The 17199-nt window shown below is 46.8% G+C and carries 14 protein-coding genes; 7 read left to right on the top strand and 7 right to left on the bottom strand.

The window, feature by feature from the left end; translation table 11 throughout:
* The first annotated feature begins 75 nt into the window (after nt 1-75).
* Nucleotides 76-870, top strand: a complete 795-nt coding sequence (locus tag EL84_RS12210) for an SDR family oxidoreductase (protein WP_036612094.1) — start codon at nt 76-78, stop codon at nt 868-870.
* A 140-nt stretch (nt 871-1010) separates the two neighbouring features.
* Here the strand turns inward: EL84_RS12210 and EL84_RS12205 are convergent, their stop codons facing one another.
* Nucleotides 1011-1772 carry a TIGR02206 family membrane protein gene (locus EL84_RS12205; RefSeq protein ID WP_047841892.1) on the bottom strand — a complete coding sequence of 254 codons (762 nt, stop codon included), beginning with the start codon at nt 1770-1772 and terminating at the stop codon, nt 1011-1013.
* Between the two features lie 263 nt (nt 1773-2035).
* Here EL84_RS12205 and EL84_RS12200 point away from each other — a divergent pair, with 263 nt between their 5' ends.
* On the top strand, nt 2036-3010 hold the full coding sequence (locus tag EL84_RS12200; RefSeq protein ID WP_047841891.1) for a ring-cleaving dioxygenase: 975 nt from the start codon (nt 2036-2038) through the stop codon (nt 3008-3010).
* A 150-nt stretch (nt 3011-3160) separates the two neighbouring features.
* Here the strand turns inward: EL84_RS12200 and EL84_RS12195 are convergent, their stop codons facing one another.
* The 3 genes from EL84_RS12195 to EL84_RS12185 form a co-directional block, all read right to left on the bottom strand.
* Nucleotides 3161-3868, bottom strand: coding sequence for a stalk domain-containing protein (locus EL84_RS12195; protein ID WP_036672368.1), 708 nt, complete (start codon nt 3866-3868; stop codon nt 3161-3163).
* Nucleotides 3869-4136: 268 nt separating this feature from the next.
* Nucleotides 4137-4982 carry a hypothetical protein gene (locus tag EL84_RS12190; protein WP_053061463.1) on the bottom strand — a complete coding sequence of 282 codons (846 nt, stop codon included), beginning with the start codon at nt 4980-4982 and terminating at the stop codon, nt 4137-4139.
* Between the two features lie 198 nt (nt 4983-5180).
* Nucleotides 5181-6458, bottom strand: a complete 1278-nt coding sequence (locus tag EL84_RS12185; RefSeq protein ID WP_036672371.1) for a methyl-accepting chemotaxis protein — start codon at nt 6456-6458, stop codon at nt 5181-5183.
* Nucleotides 6459-6793: 335 nt separating this feature from the next.
* On the opposite strand from EL84_RS12185, the gene EL84_RS12180 reads away from it, so the two are divergent.
* On the top strand, nt 6794-8227 hold the full coding sequence (locus tag EL84_RS12180; RefSeq protein WP_047841890.1) for an aspartate ammonia-lyase: 1434 nt from the start codon (nt 6794-6796) through the stop codon (nt 8225-8227).
* A gap of 120 nt (nt 8228-8347) precedes the next feature.
* Here the strand turns inward: EL84_RS12180 and rpoN are convergent, their stop codons facing one another.
* Complete coding sequence (rpoN, locus tag EL84_RS12175) at nt 8348-9652, bottom strand: RNA polymerase factor sigma-54 (RefSeq protein WP_047841889.1); 1305 nt, start codon at nt 9650-9652, stop codon at nt 8348-8350.
* A gap of 128 nt (nt 9653-9780) precedes the next feature.
* Complete coding sequence (gene pruA / locus EL84_RS12170) at nt 9781-11328, bottom strand: L-glutamate gamma-semialdehyde dehydrogenase (RefSeq protein WP_047841888.1); 1548 nt, start codon at nt 11326-11328, stop codon at nt 9781-9783.
* Nucleotides 11329-11737: 409 nt separating this feature from the next.
* Between pruA and EL84_RS12165 the strand changes: the two genes are divergently transcribed.
* The 4 genes from EL84_RS12165 (at nt 11738) to EL84_RS12150 (ending at nt 14902) form a co-directional block, all read left to right on the top strand.
* Nucleotides 11738-12661, top strand: a complete 924-nt coding sequence (locus EL84_RS12165; protein ID WP_047841887.1) for a proline dehydrogenase family protein — start codon at nt 11738-11740, stop codon at nt 12659-12661.
* 171 nt (nt 12662-12832) lie between these two features.
* Complete coding sequence (locus EL84_RS12160; RefSeq protein ID WP_047841886.1) at nt 12833-13390, top strand: MarR family winged helix-turn-helix transcriptional regulator; 558 nt, start codon at nt 12833-12835, stop codon at nt 13388-13390.
* A gap of 127 nt (nt 13391-13517) precedes the next feature.
* On the top strand, nt 13518-13997 hold the full coding sequence (locus tag EL84_RS12155; protein ID WP_036612071.1) for a hypothetical protein: 480 nt from the start codon (nt 13518-13520) through the stop codon (nt 13995-13997).
* Between the two features lie 29 nt (nt 13998-14026).
* Complete coding sequence (locus EL84_RS12150; protein WP_036612068.1) at nt 14027-14902, top strand: SDR family oxidoreductase; 876 nt, start codon at nt 14027-14029, stop codon at nt 14900-14902.
* A gap of 368 nt (nt 14903-15270) precedes the next feature.
* Here the strand turns inward: EL84_RS12150 and EL84_RS12145 are convergent, their stop codons facing one another.
* Nucleotides 15271-16869, bottom strand: a complete 1599-nt coding sequence (locus EL84_RS12145; protein ID WP_047841885.1) for a beta strand repeat-containing protein — start codon at nt 16867-16869, stop codon at nt 15271-15273.
* Nucleotides 16870-17199: the final 330 nt, after the last annotated feature.

Raw genomic sequence — 17199 nt, 5'->3', positions numbered from 1 at the left:
TGATTCACGCGTCTTGAGCCGGGTATGTTAGAAGTAGAGCGTACAACGATAATCTAACTCATGGAGGGATCAGAGATGACAGAACAACGTTTGGAAGGCAAAGTGGCGATTGTAACCGGAGGTGGATCGGGTATTGGTCAGGCTACTGCTATTCGATTCGCCGAACATGGGGCCAAAGTGTACATGCTGGATCGCACACCCGAAAATGCGGAGGAAACCAAGCAGACGATTGAAAAGGCTGGCGGAGAAGCGTATGTGATCGAATGTGATATCTCCAAACCGGATAATGTGCAGAAGGCAATCAATCAGGCTGCGGCTGAAGCGGGTAAACTGGATATCATATTTGCGAATGCTGGCATCAACGGAACGATGGCCCCGATCGAAACGATGGAAATCGAGGACTGGGACCAGACGATGGAGATTAATATGCGCGGAACCTTCGCAACCGTCAAATATGCTATTCCCCATCTGAAAGAACATGGCGGCAGCATCATTATCACCAGTTCCATCAACGGTAACCGGGTCTTCTCAGGAATCGGATTCTCTGCATACGCTTCCAGTAAAGCGGGACAAACTGCGTTTACGAAGATGGCTGCCCTGGAACTGGCTCGTTATAAGATCCGTGTAAATGCCGTCTGCCCAGGTGCCATCGATACCAACATTGATGATAACACCTACCCGTCGGATGATCTGAAAGAAGTACAGATTCCTGTTGAATTCCCTGAGGGTCACGAACATCCGCTCAAGGGCGAACCTGGGACGTCGAAGCAAGTGGCAAACCTCGTTCTGTTCCTCGCTTCCGATGAAGCCTCTCATGTTACAGGTACACGAATCTATGTGGATGGTGCGGAATCTCTGCTCCGTGGATAAACATATAAATACAAGTTGGCCCCTTTCAGGGACAACGCCAAAACATCCCGTAAGCAATCTGATCCGTTCAGGTTACTGCGGGATGTTTTAATTTATAAAGAGTTTATAATGCGGCGCAGGCGCAACTACTAGGATTATCCCTATACCGCGGAGCTTTTACCTTTTTTCACACGATGCTTCAACCGATCTGGAATGGCAAAAAGCAAAATGTACATTAGCGAGAACAAAACTAGCGCAAGTATCTCTTCCCCAAGGATGTACATGGGATACGGACCCAACATATCAAGCACCGAGGGTGTACTCGGCTTGTGTCTCAAAAACATGTAATTCGCGTCAAGCATGACATCTACAATGTATACGATTAGTGCTACCACATTCACAAATATCATCGAACCTGCTACAGATCTCCAGCTAGGTCGCAGCTGTTCCACCCAGGTCATGTAGAGTAAAGCCAGAATGATACAGGCATGAGCAACGAAAAATTGAATAAATCGAAAATGTGCATAACCATAACCCAGATTAGGAGTCAGGATCGCCATAAGGGCTCCAGCAATACCTGCAAACAGCAGTGCAGAATGTAACAGTCGACTGCGTGTCAGTAGTAACAACGCCGATAATAGCAGAGACAGACTGCATAGTTCGAGTGGCAGTGACGTCTGCAGGCTCCATATCCCTCCATACACATACCAGAGTTGCAGCACGATTTCACAGGCAAACATGATACAAGCCAGAACAATTCGCAGTATGCGGCGTGCCCTCTCTGACCATGATCGAAGATGGTGTCGAAGCAAAAACATCAGTACAATCAATGCTGTAATTACGCTAATCGAAACGATATGTGAACGGGAGAACAGGATAAACGGCTCTGCATCATACGGGTCCAGCCATGGTTGATACGCCATGAATCTCTTCTCTCCTTTACAAGGATCTCACCAACATTATCTCTCTTTAATGTTAACTTTTTCATTTTGCCATTGAATGAAAGTACTGTCCAGTTGGAATTCTAAATAAGCATTGTAATTTAAATATCTTTATGTTAAGATAAATTCAGAACCAAAACAAACGAAAAGTTAGTAACTTTCTTAATCGAAATACAATATACCGTACTTAACAAACGTTCAACTGAACATTTACACTATCCCATTTCATCTAGGAGGAATTATTTATGCAAATCAAAGGACTTCACCACGTATCCGCTCTAACAGCACATGCCGATCAGAACTATCGTTTCTACACCAACATCATGGGTCTGCGCCTCATTAAAAAAACAGTCAACCAGGACGACGTGTCCGTCTACCATCTCTTCTATGGCGATGAAAAAGGTAATCCGGGTACCGAACTTACCTTCTTCGAGATTCCGATGGCCGGACAGACTCGTGAAGGGGTGAACAGCATATCCGGAACGTCACTGCGCGTTCCAAGTGATGCGGCACTTACTTATTGGCAGCAACGTTTTGACGAATTCGAAGTGCCACATGGAGAGATTGTTGAACGGGGTGGTCGTGCCACGCTCTCGTTCACAGACTTTGAAGGACAACGTCTGATTCTGGTCTCGGATGAAAATAATACAGGTGTCGCTGGTGGTAAACCATGGGATCAGAGCCCTGTGCCTGCCGAGTATGGCATTGTAGGCCTAGGCCCTATCCATCTTACGGTAAAAGATGCTTCCCTTACCTCTCCGGTTCTTACCGAACTGCTCGGTTTCAGAGCTAAAGGAAGTTACCCTGCCTTTACTCCAGGTCAACCTGATGTACTCGTTTTTGAATCCGGTGAAGGTGGCAGCGGCTCCGAGGTGCATGTTGAGGAACGGAATGACCTTGCCCAAGAGCGTCCTGGACGTGGCAGCGTACACCACGTTGCGTTCCGTGTAGATAACGAAGAAGAACTGAAACAATGGGTGGAACGGGTTCGTAACTTCCAATTCCCTAACTCCGGTTTTGTAGATCGCTTCTACTTCCGCTCCCTATATTTCCGTGAAGCAAACGGTATTCTGTTCGAACTTGCAACCGATGGTCCGGGATTTGATACAGACGAAGAATTGGAGCATCTGGGTGAATCGCTTGCTTTGCCTCCATTCCTTGAAGGTCGCCGCGCCGAGATTGAAGCCAATCTTAAACCGCTGGATACCGTCATTCGTTAATATTCGTAACAAAAAGAAAATAAAAAACGATGTTCACCAGGCAACTCTGAATACCGGATACGGTTCAGGAATCGCCTAGTGAATCATCGTTTTTTTATGTTTATGCTTGTCTTGCCCCTTCTGTAAGGTCGCAAACTTGCAGATTGTGTTTTACTTCGTCAGATACGATGTTGTGAGCGGTACAAACAGAGCCGAACCCGGATCTTCAGATACAATCTCTACATAGACAGCATCTGTACCTTTAACATCCACATCTAGACTCATCATACCGCTTTCTGGAGTGATATTGAACTTTTTGAGTGTCGCGAGATCCTGATCATAGATATGAATCTCCTGATTTCCTTTCAGCGCGGCAAGTTCCAAGTGCAGAGAAGAATACTTTTTACCCGTATTAATCTGGATATCATCCCCCTGTTTCGTAGGATCATTATGCAGATAAACATCCTTGTAATCCTTGCCTTTATATGTGGTATCCTTAGGATCTTTGGTGTGCCAAGCGGTAGATCCCAGTACGGATGTTCCAAGTGCACTCAGCGTTACTTTTCCGTTGGTTACGGGCGCAGATCCATTCTTTCCGCCAATCAGGACGGATGAAGTTGCACTGTCATAAGTGATCTCTGTCCCAAGCAAAGATCCCACAGCACGCACAGGCAAATAAGTCGTTCCGTTGTAAGTGATAGGCAACACTGTTTTACCATTGGCATCTTTGGCTGTCACCGTGGCACCATCCATTTTTAGCGTAATCTTGCTGTTTAGATAGGCTTTAATCTGCTCCAACCCTGTTGCTGCGAGTGCACCTGTTCCGATCCCAAGCGTTAGTGTGCCTACCATCAAACCCAGTACAACTTTTTTCTTCATCAAAATCCCTCCTGAATGTTAAAATGATTTGTCCTTTATACATTTAAACGACTAAAGTGATAATGTCAATTGTTTACTGCATTTTTAGTACACATTGCCTATTTCCGGGCAGCACAAAACGAGGCTGTATGTCCCCATTTTTTTCAGCCTCGCCCTGTTTCCCATTGTCCGTATACGGAGAAAGGAAGATATTCTTGTCAGTTGTTCACTTAACTCCACAATCGAGAACTTTTAATTCCCACTGCACTATGATATCAACAGGATGATATCAATCAAAAGATTCATAATATTCTTCTTCATACACTTCCATGCTGTACTTCAAATCTACGGCCTTCCACTCGCCATCTTGATACTCATAAGTGAATGTCAGATCACCCGCATACAAAGCCGCACCGTAAGATCCTGCTGCTGATACGACAAGCTGACCATCCTCTACACTGTAATAGGTTACTCCACCGAATCCTAATTCTTCGTTATATACGCCGCCACTCGTATCTTCCTCGATCCGTAAAGGTTCTGCTTGAACGCCATCAACGGCGACATCAACATCCACACGGTCTGATCTAACCGTAACTTTTGACTTCACATGCTGTTTCGCAATCTCATCCAGAGATTGCATCTTCATCTCTTCCAGCGTTACTGGATTAATGATACGTGCTTGTCCCAAATAAATACCTGTTCCATGACCTTCCGTGTACAAAACGATAATTTCTTTCTGGCCGTCTCCATTCAGATCCAACTCGTGCACTTCGGGTTTGTAAGACCCGCCTTCTCCCTGCCAATCACTAAATTCTCGCGTTTTGCCGTCCACTTCCAAAATCATTCCGTTATATATATATCCTGAACCCTCAACTTTCATAGGGTATAATCTGACGTTCTCATTCTCTGGAGCTACCGAAACGTATTCCTCTTTCACAGGAATGGATTCCTGTGTTGTCTTCGTTGTGTCATGCAGTTTATCTATATTGGAAGCCTCGACCACTTCGGTCTGGCTGGATTGATCATCTATGTTAAGCTGTTTTTGCGATTCATTCATGGTTCTGGCAGCCGAAGTTGTACTAATCGTAGCTACCGCCAAAATAATCATCAGCAGGATACCTGTCCAAGTTTTCAATATACTGGGCTCCTTTATCTGTTGTGATAATCCTATTATATCTTCATTTATCGCCTGCAAGTTGCGAATTTGTTAATCTTTCATAAAATAATCTTTACAAATTTTCGTTTTCACGAAAGAACGTTCGGCTTTAACCAGAATAAGCAAATTATCATGCCAAAACTGTGCTCCAAAAACAAAAAAAATCCCGAACACAGCTTAAGGCTGCATCCGGAATGCTTTGGTTTTGTCCAATAACCGATCGGTTAATTGTCTCAGTTCTTCAGCCGAGGATGAAATCTCCTCCATGATGGCTGTCTCTTCGTGTGCGGCATCCATAATTCGTCTCGCCTCATCCGAGAACGATCCAGCTTTCCCTTGGATCTTCTTCACATGACCGTGCGTTTGCTCCACGCGACCGGTCTGTTCTGCAATCTTGGAGCCGATATCATGTGCACCCTTCATAAATACTTCCACTGTACCTGTCAGTTCATGCAACGTCTGATCCACAGAGACGGTCCGCTCCGATTCATTAACCACGAGACCATGCTGCTCATGAGACAGTTGGGCTGTCTCCCTGATCCGCTCTTGCACACGACTAATCAGCTCATTAATACGGTGTACCGATTCCTTACTTTCGTCTGCCAGCTTGCGGATCTGCTGCGCCACGACTGCAAAACCAGAACCCTCTTCGCCAGCTCGTGCAGCCTCAATGGAAGCATTCAAGGCAAGTAACCCAGTTTCCTCTGCGATGTTTTTGACAGACTGGGTAATTACCTCGATATCGGAGGCTTCCTTCTCCAGCAACAGCATAATATCGCGGGAACGATTGTGCGACTCGGCCAGCTCGTCCATCCCTTTCATCAACGATGAGAAAGTCTGTTTTGTATGATCCACCGATCGTTCCATCTGACCGGACATCTCTGTCATGTCCATTGACTGGCTATGCATACGTTGGAAATCGTTCAGCATCTCATCCGCAGTGATCAAAGATTGATGGGAAGTGACCTTCTGCTCTTCTACGCCTACTGCAATATGATCTACCGCATCCGACATCATCTCGATCTGTTCAGCGGCCTGGGTAATCGCTTCACTCAGAGACTGTGCGTTCTGTGAAGTCGTTCTTGTACTGTCTGCAATATCATTTACAATGCTTCGAAGGTTAGAAACCATTGCGCGAAAAGCATCATATAATACAGTAAGTTCATCCTGCGTGCGTCGCTGCGGAATCTCGGTTGTCAGATCTCCCGCTGAAACCTGCTGTGCAGCCCGGGACAGGTGAACGATTGGACGAGTCAGCCAGCGTGAGGCAAACCATCCCAGAATTCCGTTCCAGCATACTCCCATGATCAGGATAATCGATATGTATACCCAATTCGGAATATCTAACGTAACCCAGTCTTTGACAAAAAATATAAAAAAGCCGCTAGTTCCGTAGGTAATAATCGAAATCAGTACCAGACCTGCGACAGTCTTTGCTCCTAAAGTCCATTTCATGTGCACACCCCGTAGTCCTTTTTTCCTATTTTACCAATCAAGTACCAAATTTCATGTGATATACATCACTGAAAACGTTCTATTTCCCCTCATACTTGCCGTTCATGCATGACTTCTCTACCATATAGCGCATAATGTATAAGACAAGCTTGGCCACTCCTCCCTTTCTTAAAAATTGAATAATATTCCATTTAATATCCCTAATTTTATTTATTATCGGCACAAGAGGCCAAATGATTTAGATTGGCATCCATTTTGCTTAAATGATATACTGAGTGCGCTTCAGCAACGCTGAAGCCGAACTATTTTTATTGATGCCACTGGAGGCGAACGAGATGTCTACTATGTCCACACGGACGGAAAAAGATTTTATCGGTGAAAAAGAAATCCCGGCTTATGCTTATTACGGAATTCAGACGGTACGGGCCGTGGAAAACTTCCCGATTACCGGCGTTCCGGTACACCGGGAGCTGATCACGGCTCTGGCTGCGGTGAAGAAGGCAGCAGCGATTACCAACATGGAGTTGAAGATGCTGCCGAGCAAGATTGGCGATGTGATCGTCATGGCAGCTGAAGAAATGATGAAAGGCCATCATCTGGATCATTTTATTGTAGACTCCATTCAGGGCGGTGCAGGCACCTCCATGAATATGAATATGAATGAAATTTTGGCCAACCGCGGGCTGGAACTGTTAACCAAAAGCAAGGGAGACTACTTCCATTGCAATCCCAATAATCATGTGAACATGTCCCAATCTACTAATGACGTGGTTCCTACAGCACTGCGCATTGCGGCGTACCAACTGTCGGAGACGTTACTCGCTACCATGAGAAGACTACAGGATGCGTTCCGTAAAAAAGAAGTGGAATTCAACGATGTGGTCAAGGTTGGCCGTACCCATCTTCAGGATGCCGTACCTATTCGCCTTGGACAAGAATTCGGAGCTTATGCCCGTGTCATCGGACGGGATATTGAGCGTCTTGAATTCGCCAATCGTCGCTTGCTTACCATAAACATGGGTGCAACTGCGGTAGGTACAGGACTCAATGCCAAACCCGAATATATCGTCAAGGTTACAGAGCACCTGTCAGCTGTTACCGGACTACCACTACAAACAGCTGAGGATCTCGTGGATGCAACCCAGAACACAGATGCCTATCTGGAACTTTCAGCGGCGCTGAAGGTATGTGCGGTTAGCCTTTCCAAAATCTGTAATGACATTCGATTGATGGCTTCAGGCCCGCGTGCAGGATTCAATGAATTGCGCCTGCCACCGCGTCAGCCAGGTTCGTCCATTATGCCGGGCAAAGTCAACCCCGTTATGGCGGAAGTCATTAACCAGGTATCCTTCCAGGTGATGGGGAACGACCATACGATCTGTATGGCGTGTGAAGCTGGTCAATTCGAGCTGAATGTCATGGGCCCAGTTATTGCGTTCAACTTGCTGCAATCGCTGAAAATCATGAATAACGGCATCGATGTTTTCACGCGTTATGCCGTTGAAGAGATGGAAGCTAACCGTGAGCGCTGCGAATTAATCATGAATCAAAGTTTCAGTATGGTTACGGCGTTGAACCCACACTTGGGTTATAATGTGGCAGCTTCCATCGTGAAGGAAGCGCTCAAGACTGGACTTTCCTTGCAAGAGATTATTCTCGAACGCGGATTGCTGACACCGGAAGAACTGGAAGAGATTCTTCATCCGGAACAGATGACTACACCAGGGATTGCCGGAGAACACTTCCTGCGTAATATGGAACGTTTGTAGGTAATCAGGAAAACTAATGCAGCAACCCAAACACAAATAATTAACAAGAACCCTCGCAGACCGTTCATCCGGTTTGCGGGGGTTCTTATATTCAGAGATGATAAGAAGCCAGCTATTCGATTAAGCCCACCGTTTACGCTCAAGGGAAGGCAGAATCTGAAGTTCCTCCCTGTACTTGGCAACCGTTCTGCGGGAGATGACAATCCCCTCCTCGGCGAGCAGTGTGGCCAAATGACTATCCGAGTATGGACGCTGAGCCTGCTCCGTGCGAATGATTTCTTTTAATCTACGTTTCACCGCTGATGCTGATGTTTTATCCCCTGACGTTGTACTGATTCCCGAGGCAAAAAAAGCCCTGAGTTCATATACACCATGTGGTGTCTCAATGTATTTACCGTTCACCGCACGACTTACCGTTGATTCATGCATGCCAATCTTCTCTGCAATAACAGCCAGATTAAGTGGTTTTAGCGCGGATGGGCCTTTGACCAAAAAGTGCTTCTGCTCTTCCATCACTGCCGCCAGCACACGCACTAAAGTCCTGCGCCGCAAGTGTACACTCCGAATAATAGCCCTCGCCTCTGCCACGCGGGTAGACCAGATTGTGTCCGGAGCCTCTTCCCTGATCCAGCGGAAGCACGCTTCATTCATCGATACCCGAGGGTTACCTGCTGCATGCAAACTATAATGGACCTCACCGTTACGCAACCCAACAATGGCATCCGGAATAATGTAATGTGGCCGTTCTATACATCCGATCGATCGACAGGGCTTGGGATCGAGACGTGTAATATAGTCATAGGCAGTCTGAGCTTCCTGCGAAGTCATGCCTAATCGTCTCCCTGTTCTACCTGGGTGAAAAGGAACCAGTGCTTCCAATCCTGCTTCCACCATCCATTCCGCATTCAGCGAGGCTGATGGATCACGTCTAATCTGGAGCAACAGACATTCTTGCAGATTCCGCGCCCCTACACCAGCAGGGTCCAGCGATTGGAGAAGCTCCAGTCCCGCTGCAATCTTGCTCATCGGAAGCTCAAGTGTTGCTTGCACCTCTGCCAGTTCAACCGTCAGATAACCATCATCATTAACGCACCCTGCCAAATATACGGCCATATTTTCCAATTCGTCTGGAATTGTCATCACTCGAATTTGCGCAATCAGCAATTGTTCCAGAGTAGGTTCGGCACCTTTGGCCTGAAGTAACGGGTCATAGGAATCATACCTGCGCTGATCCATTCGCCGCGGAATCCGGGCGAGAGGCGCAGCTTGTTCTTCCAGTTCAAGTACTGGATTTTCCTCCGCTGCATCCAGCAAATAACGGGTCAGATCCTGACCAGACATGGTTAGCAAATGAAAGGATTGTTTCATCTCCGGCGTGATGGACAGCCGAATACGTTGTTCCTGTACCAACTGAACACCTAACATCCGTTACCCTCCTTATGCCTTAGGCAATAAGCATCTGTGTTTCTTATACGAACAAAAGGATTTGCAGGGATAATAGCATACTATTCAAGTGAATGTAAGAAGTTTTTAGTTGGATCATGAGTTCCTGTCTAGTATTTCTCCGACACCAGCTTCGCCTGGGTAAACAACAGCAGATAGTCTCTTCCACCTGCCTTGGAATCCGTGCCTGACATGTTAAATCCGCCAAATGGATGTGTGCCTACCAGTGCTCCGGTACATTTCCGGTTGAAATACAGATTACCCGCAAAGTATTCGCGTCTTGCCTGTTCCAGATGTTCACGATTACGTGAGATCACCGCGCCGGTCAGACCATAGTCTGTATTATTGGCGATATCCAAAGCATCCTGGAAAGATTCTGCTTTGATGAACGCAAGCACAGGTCCAAAAATCTCATCCTGAGCAATCCGGGCTTTGGGATCCACATCGGCAATTATGGTTGGTTCAATGAAATAACCTTCAACGTTCCCTGTACCGCCACCGTGCATAAGCCGCCCCTCACCCTTGCCGATTTCAATATATTCCGTGATCTTTGCATATGCCTTATCATCGATAACTGGCCCAACCTGACTGCCAACTTCAAGCGGACTGCCCATCGTCAGTTTCTGTGTCCGTTCAATCACTTTTTGCAATACTTCATCATATACATCCTTATGAATAATGGCACGGGAACACGCCGAACATTTCTGTCCTGAGAAACCAAATGCCGAAGCGGTAATGGACTCTGCCGCGAGTTCCAGATCACTGTCACTGTCTACTACGATGGAATCCTTGCCACCCATCTCTGCAATAACCCGTTTGATCCACTTCTGACCTGGAGCTGTACGTGCTGCACGTTCATTAATTCTCAGCCCTACATCTCTGGAACCGGTGAAACTGATAAACCGGGTGAGCGCATGATCCACGAGATAATCGCCCACTTCACTGCCTGGTCCTGGTAAAAAGTTCACAACGCCATCCGGCAGACCAACTTCTGCGAGCAGCTCCATAAACTTGGCGGCAATCACCGGAGTTGTACTTGCTGGCTTTAACACCACCGTGTTGCCGGAGACCAGTGCAGCAGAGGTCATACCTGCCATAATCGCCAGTGGGAAGTTCCAAGGTGGAATAACAACACCAACGCCCAGCGGTATATAACTCAGTTCATTATCTTCCCCTGCAATCCGCACGAGGGGCTGCGGTTCACTCAGTCTCTGCATATCACGTGCATAGAATTCCATAAAATCAATGGCTTCCGCTGTATCCGCATCGGCTTCAGGCCAAGTCTTGCCGGCTTCATAAACCATCCATGCGGAAAATTCATGCTTGCGACGCCGCATAATAGCAGCTGCTTTGTATAGATAACGGGCCCGTTCATTCGGGTCAGTATGTTTCCATGTCTGGAATGTCTCCGCCGCTGTCTGAATGGCTTTTTCGGCCATTTCCTGATCTGCCTGATGGATCGTTCCGACAACTTGATTCTTGGCTGCGGGGTTCACGGAAGTTAACGTGCGGCTGCTTGTTATTTTTTGCCCACCAATAATAATCGGGTATTCCTGCCCAAGTTCAGCTTCTACCTGACGAAGTGCGTCTTCAAATGCTTCCTGGTTCGCCTGGACTGCAAAGGGTGTGAATGGTTCGTTAACAAAAGGGATATTCATCAATGATTCCTCCTTCAGGATGTGGGATTCGCTGGCTGCTCGCCTGAATTATTTTGCATGTTACTCATCACCAAATATATGTAGCAAAATCCGTGCCAACTCCGGTTGAGACCGAAATATTTTTCTCGTTAAATTTAACTAAAGAAAATTCACACGGGCCACTCCGATGACAGAATAACCTTCCGATCGCTGTTATCCCCAGATTTTTTTGTTTCCTTTTTATAGAGGGAAAATCCGGGGATAAAGGCGAGCGCTCCGCTTCTTCAGGTTCTTTCTGTCCTCTCCGTTTTGTGTAAATGTTTAGTTCAATTTAAATAGATAATTTCCATGAAAAATAGTAGACCATCGCCAAATCTGGCACGTTTCTTGCTTGAATTAAGGATGCACAATGCTGAAGGAGGAAACGAAAATGAGTGTGGGAACGGAAATATATCGCAAAACCTTATTAACCGTGGCAGGCAACAAAGCTGTAGAGAACCTGTCCATTAGATATGGTAAGAAGCTGGCAGGCAAATTTATTGCAGGAAACACCTTGGAAGAAGCTCTCGAAGAGATCCGCATACTCAATAACAAAGGCATTATGGCTACGCTCGATCATCTGGGTGAAGGCATCACCCGCCTGAGCGAAGCGGCATTGTACAGGGATGAGTATGTACGCCTGGTAGAAGGCATTGCACGTGAAGGCGCAGAATCCAACGTCTCGCTAAAACCAACCCAGATGGGCCTCGCACTTGACCCGGAAGAGGGTTACCAAAATATCCGTACCGTTGCCGCACAAGCCAAATTACATGATCTATTTGTTCGAATTGATATGGAGGATAGTCCATTTACTCAAGCGACGCTGGATATTGTCCGAAGACTGCACTCGGAAGGACTGCATAATACAGGCACAGTATTGCAAGCCTACCTGCATCGCACCGAAGAAGATACACGTGATATGATTCGGGAAGGTATTCGGCTTCGGCTGGTTAAAGGTGCTTACAAAGAACCCGGATCAGTCGCCTATCAGAATACTTCTGAAGTCATTCATCAATTCAAAACGATGATTCGTAATCACCTCGATCAGGGTGTATACACTGCGGTTGCCTCGCATGATGATCACATTATTAACTGGACGAAACAATACGCCAAGGATCGGGGAATCTCGCCGGATGCCTTTGAATTCCAGATGTTATATGGTCTGCGCATGAGCGAACAGGAACGTCTCGCCAAAGAAGGTTATCGCATTCGCTGTTACGTACCTTATGGCACCATGTGGTATCCGTACTATACCCGCCGTTTGGCCGAAAAACCGGCTAATCTCTGGATGGTCGTTAAGAATATGTTCCGATAGTTATTTTCCAGCTGGATCAATATTTATGAAAAAAGACAAAAGAAAACCATGTCGCCTCTTTTTTTCTGGGCACATGGTTTTTTGTGTACGAACACTTTACGAGAGCATCCAACTTGACGAATGGTCTAAACAAAAGTTGACAACTATATAGTTAGGCACCATACTATATGTATGGACAATCAAAACAAATCAACAACTGATATGTACCTCATCCCTTCGTTAGTACAAACGAAGCGTCAGGTTGATCGCTATCAATTAGACGTGGATGCACAAGCCGTGCTTGTCGCATCCAGACTGATGGTAGCAGGAGCCAAACTTGGGCATGCTGCAGAAATCCATTTCTCCAGATTTGGTTTATCGACAGGACGATATCGTCTGTTGGCAGATCTTGAAGATCACGAAGGAGAAGAACTGCCCTCCCAACTGGCGGAAAATCTGGGTGTAACCCGTGCTACCGTAACTGGTCTAATCGAGATTTTAGAACGCGACGGACTGGTTGCTCGTCGGACGAGTTCCGTTGATGGTCGTCAGAAGTCAGTCATTTTGACCGCCAAAGGTGCGAAGAAACTAACGGATATGGCTGCGGAACATTTTGCCAGACTGGAAGCGATGGTTGGATTACTTACGATCGAGGAAAGGAGTGTGTTTCTCAACCTGCTGGGGCGTGTAACACAAGGTATTGCTGCACTTACAGATGAGTCACACGACTTCTCCGAACCAAAATCCTAGGAGCATAACGAAGAAAGGTGAACCGGGCTAGTTCAACTAGCCCATTTCCATCGCCATATAGTTAGGCTCCTAATTACTTATAGATGAAAGCAAATCAGTGATTTCTAAACAAAAAAGGAGTAGTGATATGGTTAACCTTAATGACCCCATTCATTCCGAGGAAGCTTATCCAAACCGAGCTGCTAATCCTCCCCCAAAACCTTTTGTACTGTGGCGTGAATTAATCCCGGCCTACTTGTCTCCTGCCATCATGGCAAGCATCGGGGGAATCGTTACCGCTGATGAAGTCCTTCAGTTACGAGCTTTAACAACGATTGGAGGGGCGTCTCTGCTTATGGCTCTATGGGCCGGACTCTGGCTTCGTAACCGTAAGAACCGCACACGGTGGGTGGCAAAAGCCCCCCGAATCATTGTCGTGGGCTGCTTGGCACTTGCAGGCGCAGGGTTTGGCTTGGTGGCGGCGTGGGGGATTTCTAATGTATTGCAGATCGTAAACCCGAGTTCTTCATGGGCTTGGTTGGATCATATTGGGTTCGATTTTCCATTGTCCGGTGCAATAGCTTGTACGATCATGACATGGCGCTGGCGAGCTTACATTATCAAATAAACAAGTTCATTATAAGGAGAGATTGAAACATGATTACTATTATTGGAGCAACAGGCATGATTGGAAATGTACTTTTGAGACGTTTGATGGAAAGAGGTATTCCCGTTCGGGCAGTAAGTAGAAAGCCGGATAAGCTTCGTCAACAAATGGCGGACTTGGCGTTGTCCGGGATTGAAATCTGTGCTGCCGATGCAAATGATTCCGAATCCATGCGCAGAGCTTTGGCGGGTACCAGTCAACTATTTCTAGCGTTATCCAACAACCCTAAACAAGTGGAACTAGAGACATCCATTATTCAGATGGCTGCGCAAGAGGGAGTCAAGCATGTCGTCAAAATATCCAGCCCAGCATATGACGAACGTTCACCAGTAACTGTAGCAGGCTGGCATGAACAAATCGAGCAAGCTCTAGTGAAATCCGGGATGACATATACAATGCTGCGGCCCTATGCTTTTATGCAAAATCTGCTCCGACTCGCACCAACCATTACAACTCAAGATGTATTCTTCGGCTGCATTGGAGATTCCCCGTGCAACTTCATCGATTGCCGAGACATCGCAGATATTGCCACAGAAGTGCTGACTAGAGACAAACCAGTGAACCGCATCTATACGCTTACCGGTTCCGAAGCATTCACTTATGCACAGATTGCAGATAAAATGTCCACCCTGTTCAATCGTCCGATCGGATTCTTCAACCTCAAACCCGAGGAGCTTCGAACGGATCTGATCGAACATGGACAGATGCCTCCTTGGCTTGCAGACCACGTTGTGGAAATTCAGACGATGTCTTCCGTTGTGCCAGAGAAGCCGACGGATACGGTCCAACGCTTGCTTGGCAGAGCGCCGCGTTCACTTGATGCATTCCTGAGAGAACATCGAGATGCATTTAAACCAAGGCTGTAAACCAAGTTATACAATAACGAAAAGGGGCTCTCTCGCTCCAAGCGCTAACGACCCCACCGCATATTAAAGCGATAAACAAAAATGCTAAGTTTAACGAACTTCAGCGTTCTAGAGGATGGTTATGAGCTCTACAGGAATCCTAGCCGGTAATAATGTTTTTAATGAGAGAACTTAACTATTAATTAAGCTAAAGTCTAGCCACTCAAAAAGAGCGGCTAGACTTTATATTATGACTCTTTTAATGCGAAAATTATTAAAGTGAGAACTTCCCATGATTTGCGACCGAAGACTGTCAACCACTAATTATGAGATAGGACCACAATTTTAAATGTCTATTTTTCTGGACACACCCATTTATTATTTAAAAGTTAACCACTTAACTGTTGAATAAGAATAGAAGCATTAGCATTGGTCTGTGTTCCACCTGCTAGTGTTTGCAGACCAACAGCTGATGCGCTGGAATGATTCCGTAATGTCAGCACATCACCGGGAGCAGCCGTAATAATGACCATGCCTGGATTCGGTTGAGTCCCAGCTCCTGAACCATAGACACTGCCACCTACAGGGGCTCCGTTTTGATAAAGGGTGAATTGGTTTGCCTGCACACCTGCAACGTTGAAAAACACCGCATAGTCCCCGGCATTACCAATAATAATCGCAGCGGTATTGGGCGCATGAGTAATATTAGTAAGATTTTGGTTGCTGTCGAAGATTACATCCGCTTCAATAGCTACAGTTTGAGCTGAAGTATTAAAAATATAGGCATAAGAGGACAACCCTTGCCCTGCTGTACCGGTTGCTCCAGTGACACCTGTTGTTCCGGTAACCCCAGTGCTTCCTGTTACTCCCGTAATACCCGTGGCTCCTGTTACTCCGGTAGCCCCGGTACTTCCCGTTGCTCCTGTAACACCAGTCGCTCCTGTCACTCCAGTAGCTCCAGTGCTTCCCGTTACTCCAGAAATGCCCGTGGCTCCTGTCACTCCGGTAGCCCCGGTACTTCCCGTTGCTCCTGTCACTCCAGTAGCTCCAGTGCTTCCCGTTACTCCCGTAATACCCGTGGCCCCTGTTATTCCGGTTGCCCCTGTAACGCCAGTGGCTCCTGTCACTCCAGTAGCCCCGGTGCTTCCCGTTGCTCCCGTAACACCAGTGGCTCCTGTCACTCCAGTAGCCCCGGTGCTTCCCGTTGCTCCCGTAACACCAGTGGCTCCTGTCACTCCAGTAGCCCCGGTGCTTCCCGTTGCTCCCGTAACACCAGTCGCTCCTGTCACTCCAGTAGCCCCAGTGCTTCCCGTTACTCCCGTAACGCCCGTGGCTCCTGTTACTCCGGTGGCCCCTGTGCCTCCCGTTACTCCCGTAACGCCCGTGGCTCCTGTCACTCCGGTGGCCCCGGTGCTTCCCGTTGCTCCCGTAACGCCCGTCGCTCCTGTTACTCCGGTGGCCCCGGTGCTTCCCGTTACTCCCGTAACGCCCGTGGCTCCTGTTACTCCGGTGGTCCCAGTGCCTCCCGTTACTCCCGTAGCTCCTGTCACTCCAGTAGCTCCGGTGCCTCCTGTTACTCCCGTAATACCCGTGGCTCCAGTGGCTCCAGTTACACCCGTTGTGCTCAGCGTTTCTCCCAATAACTCCTGGGATACCAATCGGTGAGCCGCGACTAATTCGCCTGCGGCATTTTTACCCCATACGGATATTTGTGCTTCTGGAGCAGCCGTGTCTGAGGTTGAAAATACAAACTCAAAAGCATCAAAATTCCCATTATAAACTTTGGTTATGACCTGATTAGGTGATACATTGAGCAGTTCTTCTACATATAATGTTCTGACTCCATTAAGGTAATAGCCCCGAAGAAGCACTGTGAACACATCTGTCGCATTCCGGTTATCGATTTTGACCGTAACGGATTGAGTTGGTCGGATCCCCGTTATTCCTGAAATATTATTCTCAATGGGCCCAGTTGATAGAATCGCCATTTCATCACCCTCCTTCGATTGAATTCATTCATTTCAGTCCTTGGTATAGTATTATTCAGACGATACTTAATGGTGTGGACAAATTGAGAGTCAACATATAGAATCACTTAACCTGCCCAGTGAATGTGTTGAGATTAACGAACTGATACTGTCATGTTCATGAATGCTTCACTTTCGCTTCAGATTGAGAGCGTATTCTAGTTGTACAAAACAAAATTAACCACTATTTCCGATTGTCTTATGTATGATTCATGTCAAAAAATCTATACACACTTCACTTTGAAAGCTATAATATGGATAACTATCTCACTCAAATATTTCCATTTACTC

The organism is Paenibacillus sp. VT-400, assembly GCF_001029205.1.
Taxonomy (GTDB): domain Bacteria; phylum Bacillota; class Bacilli; order Paenibacillales; family Paenibacillaceae; genus Paenibacillus; species Paenibacillus amylolyticus.
This window is presented reverse-complemented; position numbering and strand designations above follow the sequence as displayed.

Excerpts from the sequence above, each read along its gene's own strand:
- EL84_RS12210 (WP_036612094.1), top strand. The coding sequence starts at position 76 with ATGACAGAACAACGTTTGGAAGGCAAAGTGGCGATTGTAACCGGAGGT.
- EL84_RS12205 (WP_047841892.1), bottom strand. The coding sequence starts at position 1,772 with ATGGCGTATCAACCATGGCTGGACCCGTATGATGCAGAGCCGTTTATC.
- EL84_RS12200 (WP_047841891.1), top strand. The coding sequence starts at position 2,036 with ATGCAAATCAAAGGACTTCACCACGTATCCGCTCTAACAGCACATGCC.
- EL84_RS12195 (WP_036672368.1), bottom strand. The coding sequence starts at position 3,868 with ATGAAGAAAAAAGTTGTACTGGGTTTGATGGTAGGCACACTAACGCTT.
- EL84_RS12185 (WP_036672371.1), bottom strand. The coding sequence starts at position 6,458 with ATGAAATGGACTTTAGGAGCAAAGACTGTCGCAGGTCTGGTACTGATT.
- EL84_RS12180 (WP_047841890.1), top strand. The coding sequence starts at position 6,794 with ATGTCTACTATGTCCACACGGACGGAAAAAGATTTTATCGGTGAAAAA.
- rpoN (WP_047841889.1), bottom strand. The coding sequence starts at position 9,652 with ATGTTAGGTGTTCAGTTGGTACAGGAACAACGTATTCGGCTGTCCATC.
- pruA (WP_047841888.1), bottom strand. The coding sequence starts at position 11,328 with ATGAATATCCCTTTTGTTAACGAACCATTCACACCCTTTGCAGTCCAG.
- EL84_RS12165 (WP_047841887.1), top strand. The coding sequence starts at position 11,738 with ATGAGTGTGGGAACGGAAATATATCGCAAAACCTTATTAACCGTGGCA.
- EL84_RS12160 (WP_047841886.1), top strand. The coding sequence starts at position 12,833 with ATGGACAATCAAAACAAATCAACAACTGATATGTACCTCATCCCTTCG.
- EL84_RS12155 (WP_036612071.1), top strand. The coding sequence starts at position 13,518 with ATGGTTAACCTTAATGACCCCATTCATTCCGAGGAAGCTTATCCAAAC.
- EL84_RS12150 (WP_036612068.1), top strand. The coding sequence starts at position 14,027 with ATGATTACTATTATTGGAGCAACAGGCATGATTGGAAATGTACTTTTG.
- EL84_RS12145 (WP_047841885.1), bottom strand. The coding sequence starts at position 16,869 with ATGGCGATTCTATCAACTGGGCCCATTGAGAATAATATTTCAGGAATA.